This window comes from Stenotrophomonas sp. C9D9, from assembly GCF_056491205.1.
Genome location: NZ_JBSZIF010000004.1, coordinates 1062501 through 1084351 on the forward strand (window position 1 = coordinate 1062501; position 21851 = coordinate 1084351).

General features: G+C 68.6%; 18 protein-coding genes and 1 pseudogene (1 of these 19 only partly in view). 12 read left to right on the forward strand and 7 right to left on the reverse strand.

Annotated features, from left to right (window positions below; all coding sequences use genetic code 11):
- On the reverse strand, positions 1-832 hold the 5' portion of the coding sequence (gene tyrS / locus ACXI0D_RS10360) for a tyrosine--tRNA ligase (protein ID WP_049443457.1). The gene continues 380 nt to the left of window position 1, outside the view; the window shows 832 of its 1212 coding nt (coding positions 1-832); it begins with the start codon at positions 830-832; the stop codon falls past the left edge of the window.
- 167 nt (positions 833-999) lie between these two features.
- On the opposite strand from tyrS, the gene ACXI0D_RS10365 reads away from it, so the two are divergent.
- A complete protein-coding gene (locus ACXI0D_RS10365) occupies positions 1000-2472 on the forward strand; it encodes a M23 family metallopeptidase (protein WP_014035710.1) in 1473 nt (490 codons plus the stop codon).
- Positions 2473-2537: 65 nt separating this feature from the next.
- On the forward strand, positions 2538-3665 hold the full coding sequence (locus tag ACXI0D_RS10370; RefSeq protein WP_101766369.1) for an anhydro-N-acetylmuramic acid kinase: 1128 nt from the start codon (positions 2538-2540) through the stop codon (positions 3663-3665).
- A 70-nt stretch (positions 3666-3735) separates the two neighbouring features.
- On the opposite strand, the gene ACXI0D_RS10375 is transcribed toward ACXI0D_RS10370, so the two are convergent.
- From ACXI0D_RS10375 to ACXI0D_RS10385, 3 genes are all read right to left on the reverse strand, one after another.
- Positions 3736-3966, reverse strand: a complete 231-nt coding sequence (locus tag ACXI0D_RS10375) for a hypothetical protein (protein ID WP_005420465.1) — start codon at positions 3964-3966, stop codon at positions 3736-3738.
- Positions 3967-4044: 78 nt separating this feature from the next.
- On the reverse strand, positions 4045-5349 hold the full coding sequence (locus ACXI0D_RS10380) for an AmpG family muropeptide MFS transporter (protein ID WP_479642557.1): 1305 nt from the start codon (positions 5347-5349) through the stop codon (positions 4045-4047).
- Positions 5346-6146, reverse strand: coding sequence for an exodeoxyribonuclease III (locus tag ACXI0D_RS10385; RefSeq protein ID WP_479642558.1), 801 nt, complete (start codon positions 6144-6146; stop codon positions 5346-5348). Before ACXI0D_RS10385 ends, ACXI0D_RS10380 begins: the two co-directional genes overlap by 4 nt.
- 162 nt (positions 6147-6308) lie before the next feature.
- Here ACXI0D_RS10385 and pyrE point away from each other — a divergent pair, with 162 nt between their 5' ends.
- The 8 genes and pseudogenes from pyrE (at position 6309) to ACXI0D_RS10425 (ending at position 15763) form a co-directional block, all read left to right on the forward strand.
- Positions 6309-6968 (forward strand): orotate phosphoribosyltransferase, encoded by a 660-nt coding sequence (gene pyrE / locus ACXI0D_RS10390; RefSeq protein WP_010486876.1) that lies wholly within the window; start codon positions 6309-6311, stop codon positions 6966-6968.
- 18 nt (positions 6969-6986) lie between these two features.
- Positions 6987-7652 (forward strand): hypothetical protein, encoded by a 666-nt coding sequence (locus ACXI0D_RS10395; RefSeq protein WP_479642559.1) that lies wholly within the window; start codon positions 6987-6989, stop codon positions 7650-7652.
- A 174-nt stretch (positions 7653-7826) separates the two neighbouring features.
- Positions 7827-7919 (forward strand): potassium-transporting ATPase subunit F, encoded by a 93-nt coding sequence (locus tag ACXI0D_RS10400; protein WP_005407770.1) that lies wholly within the window; start codon positions 7827-7829, stop codon positions 7917-7919.
- Positions 7920-7931: 12 nt separating this feature from the next.
- Positions 7932-9641, forward strand: a complete 1710-nt coding sequence (kdpA, locus tag ACXI0D_RS10405; protein WP_119007275.1) for a potassium-transporting ATPase subunit KdpA — start codon at positions 7932-7934, stop codon at positions 9639-9641.
- 10 nt (positions 9642-9651) lie between these two features.
- A complete protein-coding gene (gene kdpB / locus ACXI0D_RS10410; protein WP_101764781.1) occupies positions 9652-11709 on the forward strand; it encodes a potassium-transporting ATPase subunit KdpB in 2058 nt (685 codons plus the stop codon).
- Positions 11706-12357, forward strand: a pseudogene (gene kdpC / locus ACXI0D_RS10415) (potassium-transporting ATPase subunit KdpC). Before kdpB ends, kdpC begins: the two are co-directional and overlap by 4 nt.
- Positions 12358-12408: 51 nt before the next feature.
- Positions 12409-15069: a sensor histidine kinase gene (locus tag ACXI0D_RS10420; protein WP_049443450.1), complete on the forward strand. Its 2661-nt coding sequence runs from the start codon at positions 12409-12411 to the stop codon at positions 15067-15069.
- Positions 15050-15763, forward strand: coding sequence for a response regulator transcription factor (locus ACXI0D_RS10425; RefSeq protein ID WP_049443449.1), 714 nt, complete (start codon positions 15050-15052; stop codon positions 15761-15763). Before ACXI0D_RS10420 ends, ACXI0D_RS10425 begins: the two co-directional genes overlap by 20 nt.
- A gap of 313 nt (positions 15764-16076) precedes the next feature.
- Here the strand turns inward: ACXI0D_RS10425 and ACXI0D_RS10430 are convergent, their stop codons facing one another.
- From ACXI0D_RS10430 to coaBC, 3 genes are read right to left on the reverse strand one after another with little or no spacing between them, the layout of a single operon-like run.
- Positions 16077-18425 carry a phosphomannomutase/phosphoglucomutase gene (locus ACXI0D_RS10430; RefSeq protein WP_119007276.1) on the reverse strand — a complete coding sequence of 783 codons (2349 nt, stop codon included), beginning with the start codon at positions 18423-18425 and terminating at the stop codon, positions 16077-16079.
- A gap of 12 nt (positions 18426-18437) precedes the next feature.
- A complete protein-coding gene (dut, locus tag ACXI0D_RS10435) occupies positions 18438-18911 on the reverse strand; it encodes a dUTP diphosphatase (protein WP_014035700.1) in 474 nt (157 codons plus the stop codon).
- Entirely contained in the window at positions 18908-20197 is a 1290-nt protein-coding gene (coaBC, locus tag ACXI0D_RS10440; protein WP_049443447.1) for a bifunctional phosphopantothenoylcysteine decarboxylase/phosphopantothenate--cysteine ligase CoaBC, read from the reverse strand. The genes dut and coaBC overlap by 4 nt, the downstream gene beginning before the upstream one ends.
- A gap of 199 nt (positions 20198-20396) precedes the next feature.
- Here coaBC and ACXI0D_RS10445 point away from each other — a divergent pair, with 199 nt between their 5' ends.
- The gene (locus ACXI0D_RS10445; protein ID WP_101764779.1) at positions 20397-21023 is read left to right on the forward strand and encodes a response regulator; all 627 of its coding nucleotides are present in this window, start codon (positions 20397-20399) and stop codon (positions 21021-21023) included.
- A gap of 70 nt (positions 21024-21093) precedes the next feature.
- Entirely contained in the window at positions 21094-21798 is a 705-nt protein-coding gene (gene radC / locus ACXI0D_RS10450) for a RadC family protein (RefSeq protein ID WP_014035697.1), read from the forward strand.
- Positions 21799-21851 lie beyond the last annotated feature (53 nt).

Genomic DNA, 21851 nt, shown 5'->3' on the forward strand with positions numbered 1-21851 from the left:
GCTCGCGCAGCTGCATGGCTTCGGCCTGGCTGATGTCGAAGGACAGCAGCTCGATCCAGCGCCACATCAGGGTGTCGTCCACCTTCATTGTCTTGGTGACGATGTCGATGGCCGGCTCGCTGATACCAATGTAGTTGCCCAGCGACTTGGACATCTTGTTGACGCCGTCCAGGCCCTCCAGCAGCGGCATGGTCAGCACCACCTGCGGCTTCTGGCCGTGGTGTTCCTGCAGGCCACGGCCCATCAGCAGGTTGAACTTCTGGTCGGTACCGCCCAGTTCGACGTCGGCCTCCAGGGCCACCGAGTCGTAGCCCTGCACCAGCGGGTACAGGAACTCATGGATGGCGATGGACTGCTGGGCGGCATAGCGCTTGGCGAAGTCGTCGCGCTCGAGCATGCGCGCCACGGTGTGCTGGCCAGCCAGGCGGATCATGTCGGCCGCGCCCATCTTGCCGAACCACTCCGAGTTGAAGCGGACTTCGGTACGGCTGCGGTCCAGCACCTTGAACACCTGTTCCTCATAGGTACGGGCGTTGGCCAGCACGTCGTCGCGGCTGAGTGGCTTGCGGGTCAGGCTCTTGCCGGACGGGTCGCCGATCATGCCGGTGAAGTCGCCGATCAGGAAAATGACCTGGTGGCCGAGGTCCTGGAACTGGCGCATCTTGTTCAGCAGCACCGTATGGCCCAGGTGCAGGTCGGGCGCGGTGGGGTCGAAGCCGGCCTTGATCCGCAACGGGCGGCCTTCCTGCAGGCGCGCACGCAGATCCTCGAGCTTGAGGATCTCGTCGGCACCACGGCCGATCAGGGCAAGGGCTTCTTCAATCGAGGACACGTGACTACTCCCGGCAACGCCGATTCTTGTGTGGGGTGTTAAAGCAAAGTTAACCCGATTGGCTTCACAAAAGCCAATGGGCACAAGGGTTTGACGCGGTTTTCTCAGGTGTCTATGGTAACCGGCGATCAGGCCCGCGCTCCCGGGCCGCCAGGAAAAAACCGCCGATGCACAATTCCGAACAAGGGCGCGCACGCAAGCAGCGCTTCCAGGAACGCCTCCACGTCCTGCACGACAACGCCCTGCATCGGAAGCTCAGGCAACACCTTCCCGCCGCCTTCAATGAGCGCTGGACGCGCCGCCATTGGATGCACGCCAGCCTGTTCGCGACCATCGGCGCCCTGGTGGCGACGATCGTCCCCGGTTTCTCGCACACCATCGATGCGCCTTACGCCGACAGCCACACCAGCCTGGCGCTGCCGTTGCCGCCGCTGACCATGGCCCGCCAGCAGCAGGTGCCTGGCGATAGCTGGCAGGTGCTGCGCGTGCAGCGTGGCCAGACCCTGAGCGACCTGTTCGACAAGGCCGGCATTCCGGCCACCACCCTGCACCGGGTACTGGACCATCCCGGCGCACGCGAGGCGCTGACCAAGCTGCGCCCCGGCGCCGAGATCGCCTTCGACATGCCGCTGTCCGGCGACCTGCGCAGCATCCGCTTCGACCGGGATGCCGACAACCGGGTGGAACTGAGCCTGGCCGGCGACGACATCAAGGAAAAGGTGACCAGGCGCGAGACCTCCACGCGCACCGTGGTCACCAGCGGCGAGATCACCAGTTCGCTGTATGCCGCCGCCCGACGGGCCGGGCTGTCGCCGTCGGCGATCGCGACGATGACCGACGACATCTTCAAGTACGACATCGACTTCTCCAAGGACCTGCAGCCGGGCGACCGCTTCAGCGTGGTGATGGATGAAACCTGGCGCGAAGGCGAGAAGGTGGACACCAGCAAGATCCTGGCGGCGACCTTCACCACCGGCGGCAAGACCTACTCCGGCTTCCGCTTCGATCGCAACGGCAAGTCCGAGTACTACGACATCAACGGCCGCTCGCTGAAGAAGAGCTTCATCCGCATGCCGATCCCGTTCGCGCGGCTGAGCTCGACCTTCGGCGCGCGCAAGCACCCGGTGCTTGGCAAGATGCGCATGCACAAGGGCGTGGACTACGCCGCGCGCACCGGTACCCCGATCATGGCCGCCGGCGACGCCCGCGTGCAGTTCGCCGGCGTGCAGAACGGCTACGGCAATGTGGTGATCCTCGACCATGGCCGCGGCCACACCACCCTGTACGGCCACATGTCGCGCTTTGCGAACATCAGGACCGGCCAGCGCGTGGCCCAGGGCACGGTGATCGGCTATGTCGGCTCGACCGGCCTGGCAACCGGCCCGCACCTGCACTACGAATTCCGCGTCAACGGCGAGCACCGCAACCCGCTGACCGTGACCATGCCGCCGCCGGAACCGCTGAAGGGTGCCGAGCTGGTCGCCTTCCGCGCGCAGACCGCACCGGCCATGGCGCGCATCCAGGGCATGGAGAAGCTGATCTACGCCGATGCCAGCCCGGCACCTACCAGCCGCGACGAGGCCGCCCCCGAAGTGGCCAGCGCCAAGGACAAGCAGGCGACCGGCCGCAAGCGCGGCTGAGCCCCTGCGTTGACGAGGAAGGACGCGGCAGCCCAAGCTTGCCGCGTCCTTTTTTTATGCCTGCCATGAACACGACTGCCGACGCTGACGCCCCCCTGTACCTTGGCCTGATGTCGGGCACCAGCGCCGACGGCATCGACGCCGCGCTGGTGCAGTTCCCCGCCGGCGGTGGCTGCCGCTTCGTGCACGGCCTGACCGCCCGCTGGGAGCCGGTGCTGCGCGCGCGGCTGGTGGCGCTGGGCGAAGGTGGCCCGCTGGATTCGCTGGAGGAGCTGGGCGAGCTGGACGCGCGGATCGCGATCAACTTTGCCGGGGCCGCCAACCAGCTGCTGGCCGAGGCCGGCGTGGATCGCAGCCAGGTGCGCGCGATCGGCTCGCACGGCCAGACCGTGCGCCACCGCCCGCTGGCCAATCCCGCCTTCACCGTGCAGCTGGGCGACGGCAACCGCATCGCCGAACTGACCGGGATCACCACGGTGTCCGACTTCCGCCGCCGCGACGTGGCAGCCGGTGGCCATGGCGCGCCGCTGATGCCAGCCTTCCACCTGGGCATGCTGGGCACCGCCGATGAAGACCGCGCGGTGCTCAATCTGGGCGGCATCGCCAACCTGACCCTGATCCCGCGCGAAGGCGCGGTGCGGGGCTTCGATACCGGCCCGGCCAATGCGCTGATGGATGCCTGGTGCCAGCGCCACACCGGCCGCACCTTCGATGCCGATGGCGCGTATGCCGCCAGTGGTGCGGTGGACGAGGGGCTGTTGGCGGGCTGGCGTTCGGACCCGTGGTTCGCGCTGCCGCCGCCGAAGAGCACCGGGCGCGAGCAGTTCCACCTGGCTTGGGCCGAGGCACACATGGGGGAAGGCGAGTACGCCGCTGCCGATGTGCAGGCCACCCTGCTGGAGCTGACCGTGGCGACCGTGGCCGATGCACTGCTGGCGCAGCAGCCGCAGACCCGGCGCCTGCTGGTCTGTGGCGGCGGGGTGCGCAACCGGCAGCTGATGAAGCGACTGGCGGCGCGGCTGCCGGAGGTGCAGGTGGAGTCCAGCGCGGTGCATGGGCTGGACCCGGAGTACGTGGAGGCGATGGGCTTCGCCTGGCTGGCGCAGCGGACGATGGACGGGCTGGCGGGCAACCTGCCGAGCGTGACCGGGGCGAAGGGGCCGCGGATACTGGGTGCGATCCACCTGGCGTGAGGTGGTCATCCACGCATGGCGTGGATCTACCGGGAACGGCAGTCGAGCATGGCTCGACGCTACAAAGGCGCTAATCGAAGCCCTGCCCTGCGGGCAGGGCCTGCAGGGCGGCGATGGCGTCGGAGAGCGCGTCCACTTCGGGATCACCGAAGCCGGAGCGAACCTCCAGTTCACTGCTGAACAGGCCCTGCTCCAGCAAGGCGGCGCAGGTCTGTTCGTGGGTCCAGCCGCGGGCGACCGCGACTCGTCGGATACGTTCCAGCAGCAGCGGGTCCAGGTCCCGCAGCACAACGTCGGCCATGCTCACTTCCCCGTTCGCAAGGCACCGCCCCCTCGGCGCGTCGGGGGCGATGATCCCGCAGTCCGGGCGGGCAGGCAATCAGGCGACCGGCGGCGGCCCGCGGTCGGTGATCCGCGGCCACAGCCAGGCCAGCAGCAGCAGGGTCGGCACCACGGTGACCGAGCTGAGGATGAAGAACGTGCTGTAGGACGTGGCTTCGACGATGTAGCCGGAGACACCGCCGACGAACTTGCCGGGCAGGTTGGCCAGCGACACCAGCAGCGCGTACTGGGTTGCGGTGAAGTTGCGGTCGGTCAGCGACGACATGAAGGCGACCAGCACGGTGCCCGCAAAACCCTGGAACAGGTTGTCGGCACTGAGTGCGGCATAGAACGCCCACAGCTTGCCCGGGTTGTGCGCCATCAGCAGGAAGGCCAGGTTGGACAGCGCCACGCCCAGTGCGGCCACCAGCAGCATGCGGCGGAAGCCGAATGCGGCCACCGCGATGCCGCCCAGGAACGCACCACCGATCCCCATCCACACGCCGAACAGCTTGGAGACAGTAGCGATGTCGGCCTTGTCGAACCCCGAATCGAGATAGAACGGCCCGGCCATCACACCGATCACCTGATCGGGAAACTTGAACAGGCCGACGAAGGCCAGCAGCACCAGTGCCAGCGCCACGCCATTGCGGCTGAAGAAGCTGGAAATGGGCTGGATGAAGGCTTCGGCGATATCGATGCGGCGCTGCACGGCGGTGGCCGGGCGCTCCGGTTCTGCGCACAGCAGGGTGGTGACGATCGGCAGCAGCATCAGCGCGGCCATCGCCAGGTAGGCGACGATCCAGCCTTCGAACTGGGCCAGGTAGAGCGCGCCTGCACCGGCCAGGATCAGGCCGATCCGGTAGCCCAGCGTATAGGTGGCCGCCAGCGCCGCCTGGGCGGCCTGCGGTGCGATCTCGATGCGATAGGCATCGACGGCGGAGTCCTGGGTGGCGCCGGCGAACGACGCCACCAGCACCCACATCACCAGCGGCCAGACACCCTGTTCGGGCCGCACGAAGGCCAGTGCGACCAGGCCGACCAATACCAGCGCCTGCGACACCAGCAGCCACGAACGGCGGCGGCCGAGCCCGCCCAGCAGCGGGAAGGCATAGCGGTCCAGCAGCGGTGCCCACAGGAACTTGAGCAGGTAGAAGAAGCTGGCCAGGCTGATCAGACCGATGCTGCCCAGGTCCAGGCCGACGTCGCGCAGGCGCGTGGACAGCGTCTGCGAAGCGATCAGCAGGAACGGCAGGCCACTGCCGAAGCCAAGCATGGCCATGGTCAGCGCCGACGGGGTACCGAAAGCGCGCTTGATTCCGGCCCAGCCCTTGTAGCTGACCGGCGTGGCAGCCTCGGTCACAGGTCGTAGTCCACGATGAACGGGGCGTGGTCGGAGAAGCGCTCGTCGCGGTAGATCGAGCAGCTGCGCAGTCGGTCACGCAGGCCCGGGGTGATGAACTGGTAGTCGATGCGCCAACCGACATTGTTGGCGCGGGCTGCGCCGCGGTTGCTCCACCAGGTGTAGTCCTCGCCGGTGGGGTTGAGCAGGCGGTAGGCATCGGTCCAGCCACGGCCGGCGCCGACATCGGTGGCCTGGCCATGGTCGGCGCACAGGGCGTTGAGCCAGTCGCGCTCTTCCGGCAGGCAGCCGGAGTTCTTCTGGTTGGACTTCCAGTTCTTGATGTCCAGCGCCGAACGCACGATGTTCCAGTCGCCGCACAGCACGTAGTCGCGGCCGCTGCGCGCCCACTCCTCGAGGATCGGCCGCAGCCATTCCATCACTTCGAACTTGAAGCCCTGGCGCAGGTCGCCCGAGCTGCCCGACGGGATATAGAAGGAGACCACGCTGAGGTTGCCGTAGCGCGCCTCGATGTAGCGGCCTTCGTCGTCGAACGGAGCCCAGCCCAGCGAGGTGATGACCTGGTCCGGCTCGCGCTTGCTGTAGATCGCCACGCCGCTGTAGCCCTTCTTGGTGATGGCGTCGCGGTAGAAGCAGTGGTGGCCGTCCGGACGGAACATCGGGTCGGTCAGCTGGTCTTCCTGGGCCTTGGTTTCCTGGATGCACAGGACGTCGGCGTCCTGGGCACGGAACCAGTCGAGGAAGCCCTTGGTCGCGGCGGAACGGATGCCATTGGCGTTGAAACTGATGATGCGCATGCGGGGGACCTGCGGCGGGAAACCGGGCAAGCATACCGGTTGCCCGCAGGGCTGCGCAGTCCGCCGGGCCGGGCCCGGACGCCTTTCACATGGCGCTGGACGAGCGCGAAACGCCCAGCTGGATTAGGATTTGTGCTCCAAATGAAGATGAATCGAGTTTTGATGAGCGACCACCGCCACCGTTTCCTGCAGCTGGCCCTGACCGCCGACGCCCTGCGCTTCGGCCAGTTCACCCTCAAGTCCGGCCGCCTAAGCCCCTATTTCTTCAACGCCGGTCGTTTCGACTCCGGTTCGCTGCTGTCCCAGCTCGGCGCGTGCTACGCCGATGCCATCGATGCCACCGGGATCAAGTACGACGTGGTGTTCGGCCCGGCCTACAAGGGCATTCCGCTGGCGACCGCGATGGCCTGCGAGCTGGCCCAGCGTGGCCGCGACCTGCCGCTGTCGTTCAACCGCAAGGAAGCCAAGGACCATGGCGAGGGCGGCCAGCTGATCGGCGCCGACATGAACGGCAAGCGCGTGCTGATCGTCGATGACGTGATCACTGCCGGTACTGCGATCCGCGAAGCGCTGGGCATCATCCGCGCCGCCGGCGGCACTCCGGCCGGCATCGTGGTGGCCCTGGATCGCCAGGAGATCGCCTCGGAAACCGACCGCCGTTCGGCGGCGCAGTCGGTGGCCGAAGAGGCCGGCATTCCGGTGATCGCCGTGGCATCGCTGGCCGATCTGCTTGATTTCGCCTCCGGCAACCCGGAACTTGTCGGTTACCGGCAGCCGCTGGAAGCCTACCGGGCCCAGTACGGCGTCCGTTCGATCCGCTGACCGACCAGGGGAAAGGTCATGTCCCGAGTTCCTGCTGTTATCTTTGCCGGCCTGCTGCTGGCCGTGCCGTTCACCGTGCCGGCGCAGTCGCGCGACGGCGGCAAGGTGGAAAAGAAGCTGTACTGCTGGAACGAGGGCAAGGAGCGGATCTGCAGTGATTCGCTGCCGGCCGATGCGGTCAATCATGCCCGCGAGGAATTCAACGCGAAGAGTGGCCTGCGCAATGCGCAGGTCCAGCGCGCGTTGACCGACGAGGAGCGCGCCGCGGCCAGCACCGTGGCGCAGCAGCAGCAGCTGGACCTGATGGCCGAGCAGACCCGCCAGCGTACCGAGCAGGCGATGCTGTCCACCTATGGCAGCGAGGACGACCTGCGCCGGGTGTTCGCCGAACGCCAGGAAGTGCTGGACAACAACCTGAAGACCGCCGAGTACAACGTCACCAGCCTGCGCGAATCGCTGGTGGCGCTGCTGTCGGCGGCCGGTGACCGTGAACTGGCCGGTGGCAAGGTGGCCGACAAGCAGGCCGAGGCGATCCGCCAGCGGCACGTGCAGCTGCAGGCGCAACAGCGACTGCAGGCCGGGTTCCTGCAGCAGCAGCAGGCGCTGAAGGCCGAGATCGACAGCACCCTGCAGCGCTATCGCGAGCTGAAGGGCGTGGCGCAGGCGGCGGTCCCGGCGGGCTGACCCCGCTTCCGTCGCCGGGCATGGCCCGGCGCTACCCGGGGCCTGGTTACGGGTTGGCCCACGGAATTTATGCACTCTTTACGCGTCGGCCCGGTCCGGCGCGTAGTGCGTTTATGGGCGGCAGGACGACGATGACGGCCTGAGGTGGAGGGGTTCCACCAGGACGCTATTGCAATGTCCCCCTGGCTGTCGTTGTTGTGTGGCGTGCTGGTGCTGGTCGCCGCCGCCTATCTTCTTTATGTCGTGCTGCGGCCCGAGTCGTTCTGAGCGGAGCCGGCCATGACTGAGATGCTTGTGATTATTGCCGCCAGCCTCCTGCTGGCGTGGCCGCTGGGCCTGTACCTGGCCCGCGTGATGCGTGGCACGCCGATGAAGGTCGACGTGCTGTTCCACTGGATCGAGAAGCCGCTGTACAGGGTGTTCGGCGTCGATCCGTCGCGCTCGATGTCCTGGCGCGGCTACGTGCTGGCCTTCGTGCTGAGCAACGTGGTGGTCGCTGTGTTGACCCAGGCGGTGTTCATGACCCAGGCCTGGTTGCCGCTGAATCCGGACCAGATCCCGAACATGCGCTGGGACACCGCGCTGCACACGATGATCTCGTTCCTGACCAATACCAACCAGCAGCACTATTCGGGCCAGGCGCAGCTGTCCTACCTCTCGCAGATGACCGGTATCACCGGCCTGCAGGTGGTGACGCCGATGATGGGCCTGGCGCTGGCGGTGGCGACGCTGCGCGCGTTGTTCTCGCGTGCGCCGCAGGCTACGGCGGCCACCGGTACCGGCGATGACCGCCAGGTGGCGGTGGGCAACTACTACGTGGACGTGGTGCGCCTGTGCGTGCGCTTCCTGCTGCCGCTGTGCCTGGTATGGACCCTGTTGCTGACCAGCCAGGGCGTGCCTTCGACGATGGCCGGTGGCCCTCAGGCCACGCCGATCGACGCCAGCGCCGGCATGGCCGAACAGAAGCTGCCGCTGGGCCCGGTGGCGGCGATGGTCGCGGCCAAGCAGCTGGGTGCCAACGGTGGCGGCTGGTACGGCCCGAACAGCAGCTTCCCGCTGGAGAACCCGACCCCGCTGTCGAACGCGCTGGAAATCGTTGGCATCCTGCTGGTGCCGATGGCGGTGATCTTCATGATCGGCGCGTTCACCGGCCGGCGTCGTTTCGGCGCCCTGGTGTTCTGCTGCATGCTGGGCATGTCGCTGCTGTCCACCGGCGCGATGATGTGGAGCGAAGGGCATAGCGCCAGCGCCGCCACCCCGCTGCTGATGGAAGGCAAGGAAGTGCGCTTCGGCGCCGACGGCACGGCGCTGTGGGCGGCGGTGACCACCCAGGTCTCCAACGGCTCGGTCAACGGCATGCATGACTCGCTGGCGCCGCTGAGTGGCGGCATCGCGATGGTCAACATGCTGGTCAGCGCGATCTGGGGCGGCATCGGCTGCGGCCTGCAGCAGTTCATCGTGTACCTGCTGCTGGGCGTGTTCCTGGCCGGGTTGATGACCGGGCGTACGCCGGAACTGTTCGGCCGCAAGCTGGAGACGCCACAGGTGCGCCTGCTGGCCCTGCTGGTGCTGCTGCAGCCGATCACCCTGCTGGTGTTCACTGCGATCACCCTGGCCGTGCCCGGCCTGGCCGGCACCTCCAACCCCGGCTTCCATGGCATCAGCCAGGTGTTCTACGAGTATGTTTCGGCCTACGCCAACAACGGTTCGGGCTTCGAAGGGCTGGGTGACGCCACGCTGTGGTGGAACCTGAGCTGCTCGCTGGTACTGCTGCTGGGCCGTTTCCCGCTGCTGATCATTCCGCTGGTGGTGGCCGCACAGCTGGCTGCCAAGCGCCAGGCCCCGGAGTCTGCCGGCAGCCTGCAGATCGAAACCCCGACCTTCGCCCTGACCCTGGTCTCGGTGATCGTCATCCTGACCGTGCTGCAGTTCATGCCGGCGCTGGTGCTCGGCCCGATCGCCGACCACCTGAGCCTGGGACTGCACTAAGGACACCCTGATGAGTACCCAAGCAAGTTCAACCCGTAGTACCCATGCAGCGCGCCCTGCCCTGCTCGATGGCGCCGGCCTGCGCCGTGCGCTGGTCGAAGCGGTGCGCAAGCTGTCGCCGATGCATCTGGTGCGCAGCCCGGTGATGGCGGTGGTGATGGCCGGCACGATCGTCGCCGCGATCGTCACCCTGACCGGCAATGCGCCGCTGGGCTTCGGCCTGGCAGTGACCGCGATCCTGCTGGTGACCGTGCTGTTCGGCAACTTCGCCGAGGCGGTGGCCGAAGCGCGTGGCCGTGGCCAGGCCGCTTCGCTGCGCCGTGCCCGCCAGGACCTGGTGGCACGCCGGCTGGCGGCGCCGCAGCCAGGCGCGGCAGAAGCCCAGGTGCCGGCCGCCGAGCTGCGCCCGGGCGACCATGTGATCGTCAGTGCCGGTGAGCTGGTGCCGGCCGATGGCGAGATCGTGCAGGGCCTGGCCACCATCAACGAAGCGGCGGTGACCGGCGAATCGGCACCGGTGCTGCGCGAGGCCGGTACCGACCGTTCCGGCGTGATCGGCGGCACCAAGGTGCTGTCCGACCAGATCATCGTGCGGGTGACCGCCGAGCCGGGCCACAGCTTCCTGGACCGGATGATCGCGCTGGTGGAGGGTGCCAACCGCCAGAAGACCCCCAACGAGATCGCGCTGACCCTGCTGCTGGCGGCGATGACGCTGACCTTCCTGGTGGTGGTGGCCACGTTGCCGGCCATTGGTGCCGCGGTCGGCGTCAAGGTCGATCCACTGCTGCTGATCGCGCTGCTGGTGTGCCTGATCCCGACCACCATCGGCGGCCTGCTGCCGGCGATTGGTATTGCCGGCATGAACCGTGCGCTGGCCGCCAACGTGCTGGCCAAGTCGGGCAAGGCGGTGGAAGTGGCCGGCGACGTCGACGTGCTGCTGCTGGACAAGACCGGCACCATCACCTACGGCGACCGCCAGGCCAGCCACTTCCATCCGCTGGCCGGCATCGACGCCAGCCAGCTGCGCGAGGCCGCACTGCTCTCTTCGCTGGCCGACCCGACCCCGGAAGGCAAGTCGATCGTGCGCCTGGCGCGCGAACAGGGCTGCGCCACCGCCGAGCCGGACCATGCCGACTACCTGGCCTTCAGTGCGCAGACCCGCATGTCTGGCGTCGATCTGGAACATGGCCGGCAGATCCGCAAGGGCGCCGCCGATGCGATCCGTGCCCACGTCCAGGCGCTGGGCGGCAACGTGCCGGCGGAACTGGCCGGTCGCGTCGAGCAGGTCGCGCGCAATGGTGCCACCCCGCTGGTGGTGGCCGAGGGCCGCCATGTGCTGGGCGTGATCGAGCTGTCGGACGTGGTCAAGCACGGCATGCGCGAGAAGTTCGCACAGCTGCGGGCGATGGGTATCCGCACGGTGATGATCACCGGCGACAACCCGCTGACCGCCGCCGCCATCGCGGCCGAAGCCGGCGTTGATGACTACATCGCCGAGGCTCGCCCCGAAGACAAGCTGGCACGCATCCGCCAGGAGCAGGCCGGCGGCCGCCTGGTGGCGATGGTCGGCGACGGCACCAACGACGCCCCTGCGCTGGCGCAGGCCGACATCGGCCTGGCGATGAACTCCGGCACGCAGGCGGCGAAGGAGGCCGGCAACATGGTCGACCTCGATTCGGACCCGGCCAAGCTGCTGGCGGTGGTGGAAGTGGGCAAGCAGCAGCTGATCACCCGCGGCGCGCTGACCACCTTCTCGCTGGCCAACGACGTCTCCAAGTACTTCGCGATCCTGCCGGCGCTGTTCGCCGCTGCCGTTCCGACCATGGCCGCACTGAACGTGATGCAGCTGTCGAGCCCGCGCAACGCGGTGCTTGCAGCGCTGATCTTCAACGCCCTGGTGATTCCCGCCCTGATCCCGCTCGCCCTGCGTGGCGTGCGCTTCCGCCCGGCCACCGCCACCGCGCTGCTGCGCCGGAACATGCTGGCGTACGGCCTCGGCGGCGTTCTGCTGCCGTTCGCGGCAATCAAGCTGATCGACCTCCTTCTTGTCCTGGTATTCGGCGCATGAACCGTTCTGTGTCCACCTCATCTTCCCTTCCGCGCGACGCCAAGGCCGAGGCCCGCGTGGCCAGCCTGCAGGATGGCGCCAGCTGGCGCCCGGCGATCGGCCTGGGCCTGGCTACCCTGCTGCTGGCCGGCGCGGTCTACGCCGGCATCGCCACCGGCTTTGCCGGCCTGGCCTACCCGACCCAGGCCGAAGGCAGCCTGCTGCGCGATGACAGTGGCCAGGTGCGCGGCTCGGCATGGCTGTCGCAGCCGTTCACCGGTGACGGCTACTTCCAGGCACGACCGTCGGCCGCCAACTACGACCCGATGGCCGCGGCCGGTTCCAACCTGGCGCGCAGCAACCCGGCGCTGGCCGAACGTGTTGCCGCCAGCACGGCTGCAGTGGCCGCGCGCGAAGGTGTCGCTCCGGCGCAGGTGCCTGCGGACCTGGTCACGCAGTCCGCCGGTGGACTGGATCCCGCAGCTGTCGCCGGCGGCGGCGCAGCTGCAGGTGGCACGCGTGGCGCGTGCCCGCGGCCTGCCGGTGGAGCGCGTGCAGGCCTTGGTGCAGGCGAATACCGAAGGGCGCCAATGGGGCCTGTTCGGCCAGCCGCGGGTGAACGTGGTGACGCTGAACTTCGCGCTGGACCATGCGGCCAAGGCGCCGTGATGCCGGCCTGCATCGGCTGCGCGCACAATGGCGGCCATGACAGCGGCCCCCATGACTGATGCACGAACCCGCCAGGCCGACGCCCTGGTCGAAGGCCTGCAACGCGAAGCCGGCGGCAAGCTGACCGTGTTCCTTGGCGCGGCGCCGGGCGTTGGCAAGACCTACACCATGCTGACCCGCGCGCAGGAACAGCTGCGCCGCGGCGTTGACCTGGTGGTCGGGCTGGTGGAAACCCATGGCCGTGCCGATACCCAGGCGCTGCTGGAGGGCCTGCCGCAGCTGTCGTTGAAGGAAGTGGCCTACCACGGCCACACCCTGCAGGAGATGGACCTGGATGCCGTGCTGGCACGGCATCCGGCGCTGGTGCTGGTGGATGAACTGGCCCATCGCAATGCGCCCGGCAGCCGTCATGAGCGGCGCTGGCAGGATGTGATGGAGCTGCTGGACGCCGGCATCGACGTCTGGACCACGGTCAACATCCAGCATCTGGAAAGCCTCAACGACGTGGTGATGCGGATCACCGGCGTGCGCGTCAGCGAGACCGTGCCGGACGGTGTGCTCGACCGCCTGCACGACATCGTGCTGGTCGACCTGCCGCCGCGCGAACTGATCGCGCGCCTGCAGCAGGGCAAGGTCTATGTGCCGGAACAGGCCGCACAGGCCCTGCAGGCGTTCTTCTCGCCGGCCAACCTGACCGCGCTGCGCGAACTGGCGATGCAGGAAGCCGCCGACCGCGTCGACAGCAGCCTGCGCGAGACCCGCGCCGCGCGTGGCGAAGGCAATCTGCCGTTGCGTCGCGGCGTGCTGGTGGCGATCGATGGCGGCGGTCAGAGCGAATACCTGGTGCGCGTGGCGCGTCGCATCGCCGAGCGCCGCGACGCACCGTGGACGGTAGTGACCGTTCAGGGCCGCCGTCAGGATGACGCGACCCGGCGCGAGATCGATGCCGCGTTCGCACTGGCACGGCGGCTGGGCGGCGACGCCGAACTGCTGCACGGATCGAGCATCGCCGATGCTCTGCTCGACCACGCCGCACACAACGGCGTGTCGACCCTGGTACTGGGCCGGACCCGTGAACGGCCGCTGGCGCGGATGTTCAACCGCACCCTGACCCAGCAGCTGATCCAGCGCGGCGCGCATTACGAGATCACCATCATCAGCACGCCGCAGGCACGTGCGCGCTCGCGCCGCGAGGGCCTGCTGCCGCCGGTGCGCGGCATCAGCTACGAACCGGCGCAGGCACTGATCGCTACCGCGCTGGCCTGTGCGGTGGCCTGGCTGGCCGAACGCTGGGTGGGCATGGCCGACCTGTCGATGGTGTTCATCGTCGCGGTGGTGCTGGTGGCTGCGCGCACGCGCGCCAGCGTGGCGGTGATGGCGGCGATCCTGTGTTTCCTCGCCTACAACTTCCTGTTCATCGCACCCCGCTTCACCTTCGCCATCGGTGCACGCCAGGGCGTGATCACCGTGTTCCTGTTCCTGGCCGCTGCACTGGTGGCCGGGCGCCTGGCCTCGCGCCTGCGCATGCAGGTGATTGCGCTGCGTGCGGCCAACCGCCATGCACGTGCGCGCCAGCAGCTGGGCCGTCAGCTGGCCAGTGCCGCTGGCAATGGCGAGGTGGCACAGGCGGGTCGACATGCGCTGGAACAGGCGATGGACGTGCCGGCGTGGCTGCGGATCGGCGCGGATACCGCAACCGGTGGCCGCAGCCAGCCCGGTGACACCGACCTGGCCGCCGCCGATTGGGCGCTGCGCCACGGCCAGCCCAGTGGCCGCTTCACCGACACCCTGGCCGGTGCGCAGTGGTGGTTCCTGCCACTGCTGGATGGCGAAGACCGCGCGATCGGCGTGGCCGGCCTGTACCTGCCCGGCGCACAGGCGCGCCTGCTGCCCGAACAGCGGCAGCTGGCCGAAGCAATGGTCGACGACATCGCCCAGGCCGCGCTGCGCACGCGGCTGGTGGCCGAACTGGAGCAGGCGCACGTCAGCAACGAGACCGAGCGACTGCGCTCGGCGCTGCTCTCCTCGGTGTCGCACGACCTGCGCTCGCCACTGGCGGCGATGATCGGTTCGGCCGACAGCCTGGCCAGCTACGGTGCGGCGATGGACACGGCTGATCGCCGCGCCCTGCTGGACACCATACTGGTCGAGGGCGAACGGCTGGACCGCTACATCCAGAACCTGCTGGACATGACCCGCCTCGGCCATGAAGGGCTGAAGATCAACCGCGACTGGATCGGCGTGGACGAGCTGATCGGCTCGGCCGCGCGGCGTCTGCAGCGCTACCAGCCCAAGGTGCGGCTGGAACTGGACATTCCGTCCACGCTGGCGCCGATCTGGGTACACCCGGCACTGGTCGAACAGGCCGTGTTCAACGTGATGGAGAACGCGGCCAAGTTCTCACCGCCCGACGCCGCCGTGCAGGTACAGGCGCGCGAACTGGACGGCCAGCTGCGCATCGACGTGATCGATGCCGGCCCCGGCATTCCCGACGACGAGCGTGCGCGCATCTTCGACATGTTCTACAGCGTCGAGCGTGGCGACCGCGGCCGCCACGGCACGGGCCTGGGCCTGACCATCTGCCAGGGCATGATCGGCGCGCATGGCGGCAGCGTGCAGGCGCTGCCTGGACGCGACGGTCGCGGTACCCTGATCCGCATCACCCTGCCCCTGCTCAAGCCAGCCTCCCACGATGAGCCCGACCCCGATTGACGCCAGCGTGCCGGCCGCGCGCGTGCTGGTGATCGATGATGAAACCCAGATCCGCCGGTTCCTGGACATCAGCCTGCGCGCGCAGGGCTACCAGGTGCGGCAGGCGGCGACCGGCCAGGAAGGCCTGGAACTGGCCGCCAGCGAAGACATGGACCTGGTGATCCTGGATATCGGCCTGCCGGATATGGAAGGCCACGAGGTGCTGGAACAGCTGCGGCAGTGGAGCCAGGTACCGGTGATCATGCTGACCGTGCGTGCGGGCGAAGCCGAGAAGGTGCGCGCACTGGATACCGGCGCCAACGACTACGTGACCAAGCCGTTCGGCACGCAGGAGCTGATGGCGCGCGTGCGGGCGCTGCTGCGCACGCGCAGCGTGCCGACCGATGGCACACCGCCGGTGTTCGACGATGGCCACCTGCACGTGGACCTGGTGCGTCGCGAAGTCGCCCTCGAGGGTGAACCGGTGGCGTTGACCCGCAAGGAATACGCGTTGCTGTCGCTGCTGCTGCGCAATGCCGGGCGGGTGGTGACCCAGCCGCAGATCCTGCAGGAGATCTGGGGGCCGACCCATCAGCACGACACCCACTACCTGCGCATACTGGTCGGCAAGCTGCGGCACAAGCTGGGTGATTCAGCGCTGGATTCGCGCTACCTGTTCACCGAGCCGGGCGTGGGACTGCGGTTCAAGGGGTGAGGGTGTGCCGACCCACGGTCGGCACCCACCATGCGTGGATGAATATCCATCGAAGAGCATCCACGCATGGCGTGGATCTACTGTGTCGACCAAGGTCGACACCTACCAACAGCACCAGGAAACTGTCAGACGTGGGGCGGTGTCGGAGTGCGGGGTGTCAGCCGCATGGATGCGGCTGCCAAGCCTACAGGGACGTACTTGCGGCGTCCCCGCACTCCGACACCGCCCCACCATCCCGCGGATAGCCCGCTTTTGATGTTGATGTTGCTGTTGCCGTTGCTTCGGCGGGTGCCGGGCGCAGCCCGGCCCCACCTCAGAACCCCAGCGGGGTGTCGCCCAGCACCGGCTGCAGCTGGCTGCGGAACAAGGCCTTGATGCGCTCCAGTGCGGCCTCGTCGTTGCCTTCGAACCGCAGCACCAGCACCGGTGTGGTGTTGGAGGCGCGTACCAGGCCCCAGCCATCGGCGAAGTCCACGCGCAGGCCATCGATGGTCGACAGGCGGCCCCCCACATACGGGTTGTCCGGCGACTGCGCCGCCGCCACCAGCATCGCCACCAGCGCATGCGGCGTCCCGTCGGCCACCGGCACCTTCAGCTCTGGCGTGGCGACCATCTCCGGCAGTTCGCCCAGCACTTCGTCCGGGGTTTCCTCGCGCTGGGCCAGGATCTCCAGCAGGCGCGCAGCGGCGTACAGGCCGTCGTCGAAACCGAACCAGCGTTCCTTGAAGAAGAAGTGGCCGCTCATCTCACCGGCCAGCTCGGCATCGGTCTCGCGCATCTTCGCCTTCATCAGCGAATGCCCGGTCTTCCACATCAGCGGGCTGCCGCCATTGCGCAGCACGTGGTCGGACAGCTTGCCGGTGCACTTCACGTCGTAGATCACCATCGCGCCCGGATTGCGCATCAGCACATCGGCAGCGAACAGCATCAGCAGGCGATCGGCGTAGATGATCTTGCCTTCGCCGGTGACCACGCCCAGCCGGTCGCCGTCGCCATCGAAGGCCACGCCGAGGTCGGCGCCGAAGCGCTTGACCGTCTGCACGAGGTCTTCCAGGTTGGCCGGCTCGCTCGGGTCGGGATGATGATTCGGGAAGGTGCCGTCGACGTCGCAGTACAGCGGGATGACGTCGGCGCCGATCGCTTCCAGCAGCTGCGGTGCCAATGCGCCGGCCACGCCATTGCCGGCATCGGCCACGACCTTCAGCGGACGGTCCAGCTGCACGTCATCGGCGATGCGCTGGATGTAGTCGGCACTGACATCGCGCTGCTGGTAGTCCCCCGGCTCGGCGGCCTGCACCAGGCGCCCTTCGACGATGCGCTGGTAGAGATCGGTGATGGCATCGCCGGACAGCGTTTCGCCGCCGATCACCACCTTGAAGCCGTTGTACTCGGGCGGGTTGTGACTGCCGGTGACCGCCACGCAGGTACCGGTACGCAGGTGGAAGGCGGCGTAGTACACGAGCGGGGTCGGCGCCAGGCCGATGTCGATCACCGCGCAGCCGGCACGGCGCAGGCCCTCGGCCAGTCCGGCCGCCAGCTCGGGTCCGGACAGGCGGCCATCGCGACCAATCACCACCTCGCGCAGGCCCTGCTCCAACGCCACGGTGCCGATGGCCTGGCCGATCAGCGCCGCGGTCTTCGGTGTCAGTTCGCTGCCCACCACGCCGCGGATGTCGTAGGCGCGGAAGATACCGGCAGCCAGTTCTTCGGCCGGCACCGGGGGCGGTGGCGGCGGCGTGGCATCACCACTGCTGGCTACGGCGGCCACCGGTGGCGGCGCCTGCTGCAGGCTCTCGCTCAGGGTCGGGCCATGGTCGGCCTCGGACGCGGCGGCGCGGCGCGGCAACGGCAGCGACTTCGGCAAGCGGCCGCGACCGACCACCAGCAACACGGCAATGAACGCCAGCAGCAACGCCACAATGGCGCTGGCCAGTGCGCCTAGGCCGAGCGGACCGGCTTCGACATTCGGTACCGACGCGACCAGCCGCAGCGGCGTGCCTGCAACCGGGCGCGCCAGGGCTTCCGCACTTTCGGCCAGGCCCGCGTCGCCCTGGGTGACCAGATCGAACCCACCCTGGCGCAGGCCAAGGAAGCCGGCGGACGGCGCGCGCACCTGGTCCAGCGGCGAGGTCAGCCGCAGCAGCGGTTGGCGGACATAGACGACGGCCGGCCCCAGGCTGCCCAGCTGCACCGGCGCGGCCAGGCCCAGGCGGTTGCCGCCGCCGTCGCGGACCACGCGCAGGCTTGGCCGGGCCTCGGCCAGCGCGGCTTCCAGCAGCGCCAGGCGGGAATACCCGAAGGTGGCCGGATCGGCATAGGCGTTGGTCAGATCGGCCGCCAGCACCTCGACCTGCTCGACCCCGGTCCAGCTCTCGCGCACGGCCAGCGCCGCCGCAGCGGCATCGCCGGCCTGCAGCGCCTGCTGCACGCGATCATTCTTCAACTGCTGCTGCAGCTGCTGCAGCTGGCCCGCAGCGGCCTGCTGCAGGCCCTGCACGGCCTGGTCACGCGCCTCTTCCAGCGCCTGCCCGTTGGCCTCCTGCCGCCATTGCTGCACCGCGCTCCATCCGAACCAGCCGGCCAACAGGATCAACAACACCCCCAGTAGAGGTGCACTGCGACCCAACGACCGTCCCCGCTGTCCTTCCCCGATGCCGCTCATCGATGTCCCCTGTCAACGCACCCCGGTATGGCCGAATCCACCCGCGCCCCGCACGCTGTCGGTGAAAGTATCCACCACCTGCAGGCTCACGCGGGCGATCGGAACCACCACCAGCTGCGCGATGCGATCGCCCGGCTCGATGGTGAAGGCTTCGCGGCCACGGTTCCAGACGCTGATCAGCAGCGGCCCCTGGTAGTCGGCATCGATCAGGCCGGTGCCGTTGCCCAGCACGATGCCATGCCGATGGCCCAGCCCGGAGCGCGGCAGGATCACCGCGCACAGGTTCGGGTCGGCAATGTGGATGGCCAGGCCGCTGGGCACCAGCGCGGTGTCGCCCGGCTGCAGGGTCAGCGCGGTATCCAGCGCCGCGCGCAGGTCCATGCCAGCGCTGGCCTCGGTGGCGTACGCCGGCAGCGGCCAGCTGTCGCCGAAGCGCGGATCGAGCAGCTTGACCTGCAGCGGGTGGGAAGTGGATGCCTGGGTCATGCCTGGAGTCTCCGCGCGATCAGCGCCAGCAGTTGTTCGGCCAGCTCGCGCTTGGAGGTGGCCGGGAATACCTGTTCACCGTCCTGCCAGAAGGCAGTGGCGGCATTGTTGTCGCTCTCGAAACCACCGCCACTGATGCCGACCTGGTTGGCGATCACCAGGTCCAGGCGCTTGTCGACCAGCTTGCCGCGTGCGTACTTCTCCACGTCGTGGGTCTCGGCGGCGAAGCCGACCACCAGCTTCAGCGACTGCGTCTGTGCGGCGACTTCGGCAAGGATGTCCGGGGTACGCACCAGCTCGATCACCAGCGACTGGCTGTCGGCGGTCTTCTTCAGCTTCTGCGCGGCGACCTGGCGCGGCGTGTAGTCGGACACCGCTGCGGCACCGATATAGATGTCGGCAGGCAGCGATTTCAGCACGGCATCGCGCATCTGCGCGGCCGAGCGCACGTCGATGCGCTGCACGCCCGGCGGCGTCGGCAGCTGTACCGGGCCGCTGACCAGCACCACCTGCGCCCCCAGCGTGGCGGCGGCAGCGGCCAGGGCGAAGCCCATCTTGCCGCTGCTGCGGTTGCCGACGTAGCGCACCGGATCAATGTCTTCGTAGGTCGGTCCGGCACTGATCAGCAGGCGCAGCCCCTGCAGGGCACGGGTTTCCGGCGCGGCAACCGTCGCAGCGGCGCCGCCATTGGCCACCAGCGCGGCCACGATATCGCCGGGTTCGGCCAGTCGGCCGGGACCGGATTCACCCTCGGCCAGCGGGCCATCGACCGGGCCGATCACCTGCGCGCCACGCTGGCGCAGCAGGGCGATGTTGGCCTGGGTGGCCGGATGCAGCCACATGCGGTGGTTCATCGCCGGGCAGATCGTCAGCGGTGCGGTACTGGCCAGGCACAGCGTGCTGACCAGGTCATCGGCATGGCCCTGGGCCAGCCGGGCCAACAGATCGGCCGTTCCCGGCGCGACCACGATGCGGTCGGCCCAGCGGGCCAGCTCGATGTGGCCCATGGCCTGTTCGGCCGCGCTGTCCCACAGCGTGGTGCGGGTCGGCTGCCCGGACAGGGCCTGGAAGCTGAGGGGGGTGACGAACTGCTGGGCGCCGGCGGTCATCGCCACCTGCACCTGGGCGCCCGCGTCGCGCAGGCGTCGCACCAGTTCCAGGGCCTTGTAGGCCGCGATCCCGCCTCCGACGCACAACAGCAGTTTCTGGCCTTCCAGCGCGCGGCTGGGCGCGGGGGAAGCGTTGGGGGAGTCAGCCACCTGGAATTCCTGTGCAAACGAGGGCATTAGCTTACCCGATGGTCGGTAATGTCCCGGTGCACAACGCACATAGCGGGCGGCTATCAGCAGATGGGACTTGCACCACGGCGCTTCCGGGGTTCAAGTCACTGCGATTCGGAACTTTCCTATACCTGTAGGCCGATCACGTTTGCAGAATCGTCAGTGGCCACCGCAGGTGTGCCGCTTCGCTTTTCGAGGATTCCGCGTGCACCCGCGCATCATCATCGCCGACGACCATCCCGTCGTCCTGCACGGCATCCGCATCGTGCTGCAGACCCACCTGATGGAGGTCGTCGGCAGCGCGCGCGACGGCTCCCAGCTGCTGCAGCTGGTCGAGCACCACGGTTGCGACGCGGTACTGACCGACCTCTCCATGCCGGGCACCGGCCCGGATGGCCCGGAACTGATCGCTGAACTGCGCGCACGCCACCCGGGCATGCCCGTAGTGGTGCTTACCGGCGCCCGCCATCCCGGCCTGCTCGATGGCCTGCTGCGCGAGGGAGTCAGCGGTCTGGTCGACAAGTGCGCCGATTTCGGCGAGCTGCCGCAGGCCTTGAACGCGGCCATGGCCGGGCAGGTGTTCGTCTCGCAGCAGCTGCGCCACCACCTGCAGGCGCGCGACCTGATGTTCGCGCGTGAACCGGCGGCGCTGTCGGCCCGCGAGCAGGAAGTGCTGGACCTGTTGGCCGCCGGGCTGAAGGTGAACGCCATCGCCGTCCACTGCGGCCGCAGCCCGAAGACAATCAGCCGGCAGAAGGCCGAGGCCAAGCGCAAGCTGGGCCTGCAGAACAACCAGGAGCTGTTCGCTTATCTGCAGTCACGGCGCGACTGAGGCAACAGCCTACCCCGCCGCGCGCCCTGCCCTGATGGGACGCACTACCCGCGCTGGCGATGATGCAGGCATGCCCATCCATGACTGGCCCGAACAGGAACGTCCCCGCGAGAAGCTGATCGCACGCGGCCCCGCCACGCTGTCCGACGCAGAGCTGCTGGCGCTGTTCCTCGGCTCGGGTTTCGGTGGACGCGACGCGGTGCAGACCGCGCGCGACCTGCTGCAGGCGCATGGTCCCCTGCGCGTGCTGCTGGACCGCCCGGCCCGCGAGCTGGCCCGGTTGCCGGGGCTGGGCCCGGCGCGAAGCTGTGCACTGGCCGCCGGGCTGGAGCTGGCCCATCGCTACCTGGCCGCCGAACTGCAGCAGGGCGAGGCAGTCGGCAACAACCCGGCCGCGGTCGGCCGCTACCTGCAGCACCGCCTGCGCGGCCAGGCCCGCGAGATCTTCATGGCGCTGTTCCTGGACAACCGCCACCGCCTGATCGCCTGCGAGGAGCTGTTCCAGGGCACCATCAATGCCGCCCCGGTCTATCCCCGCGAGGTGGTGCGGCGGGCCCTGCTGCACAATGCGGCAGCGGTGATCCTCAGCCACAATCACCCTTCCGGCGACCCTGAGCCCTCCGGCGCCGACACCCGCATCACCGATGAACTGCAGCAGGCGCTGGCCCTGGTGGACGTGCGCCTGCTGGACCACTTCGTGGTCGGCGAGGGCCGTCCCGTTTCGTTTGCTGAACGGGGCCTGCTGTCCCCGCCCCAGCCGCGCCTGTTCGGCTGAACAGCCTTGGCCAAGGGCGGGCGGGCGCCCCCGCAGGCATGTTCTGGTCAGCG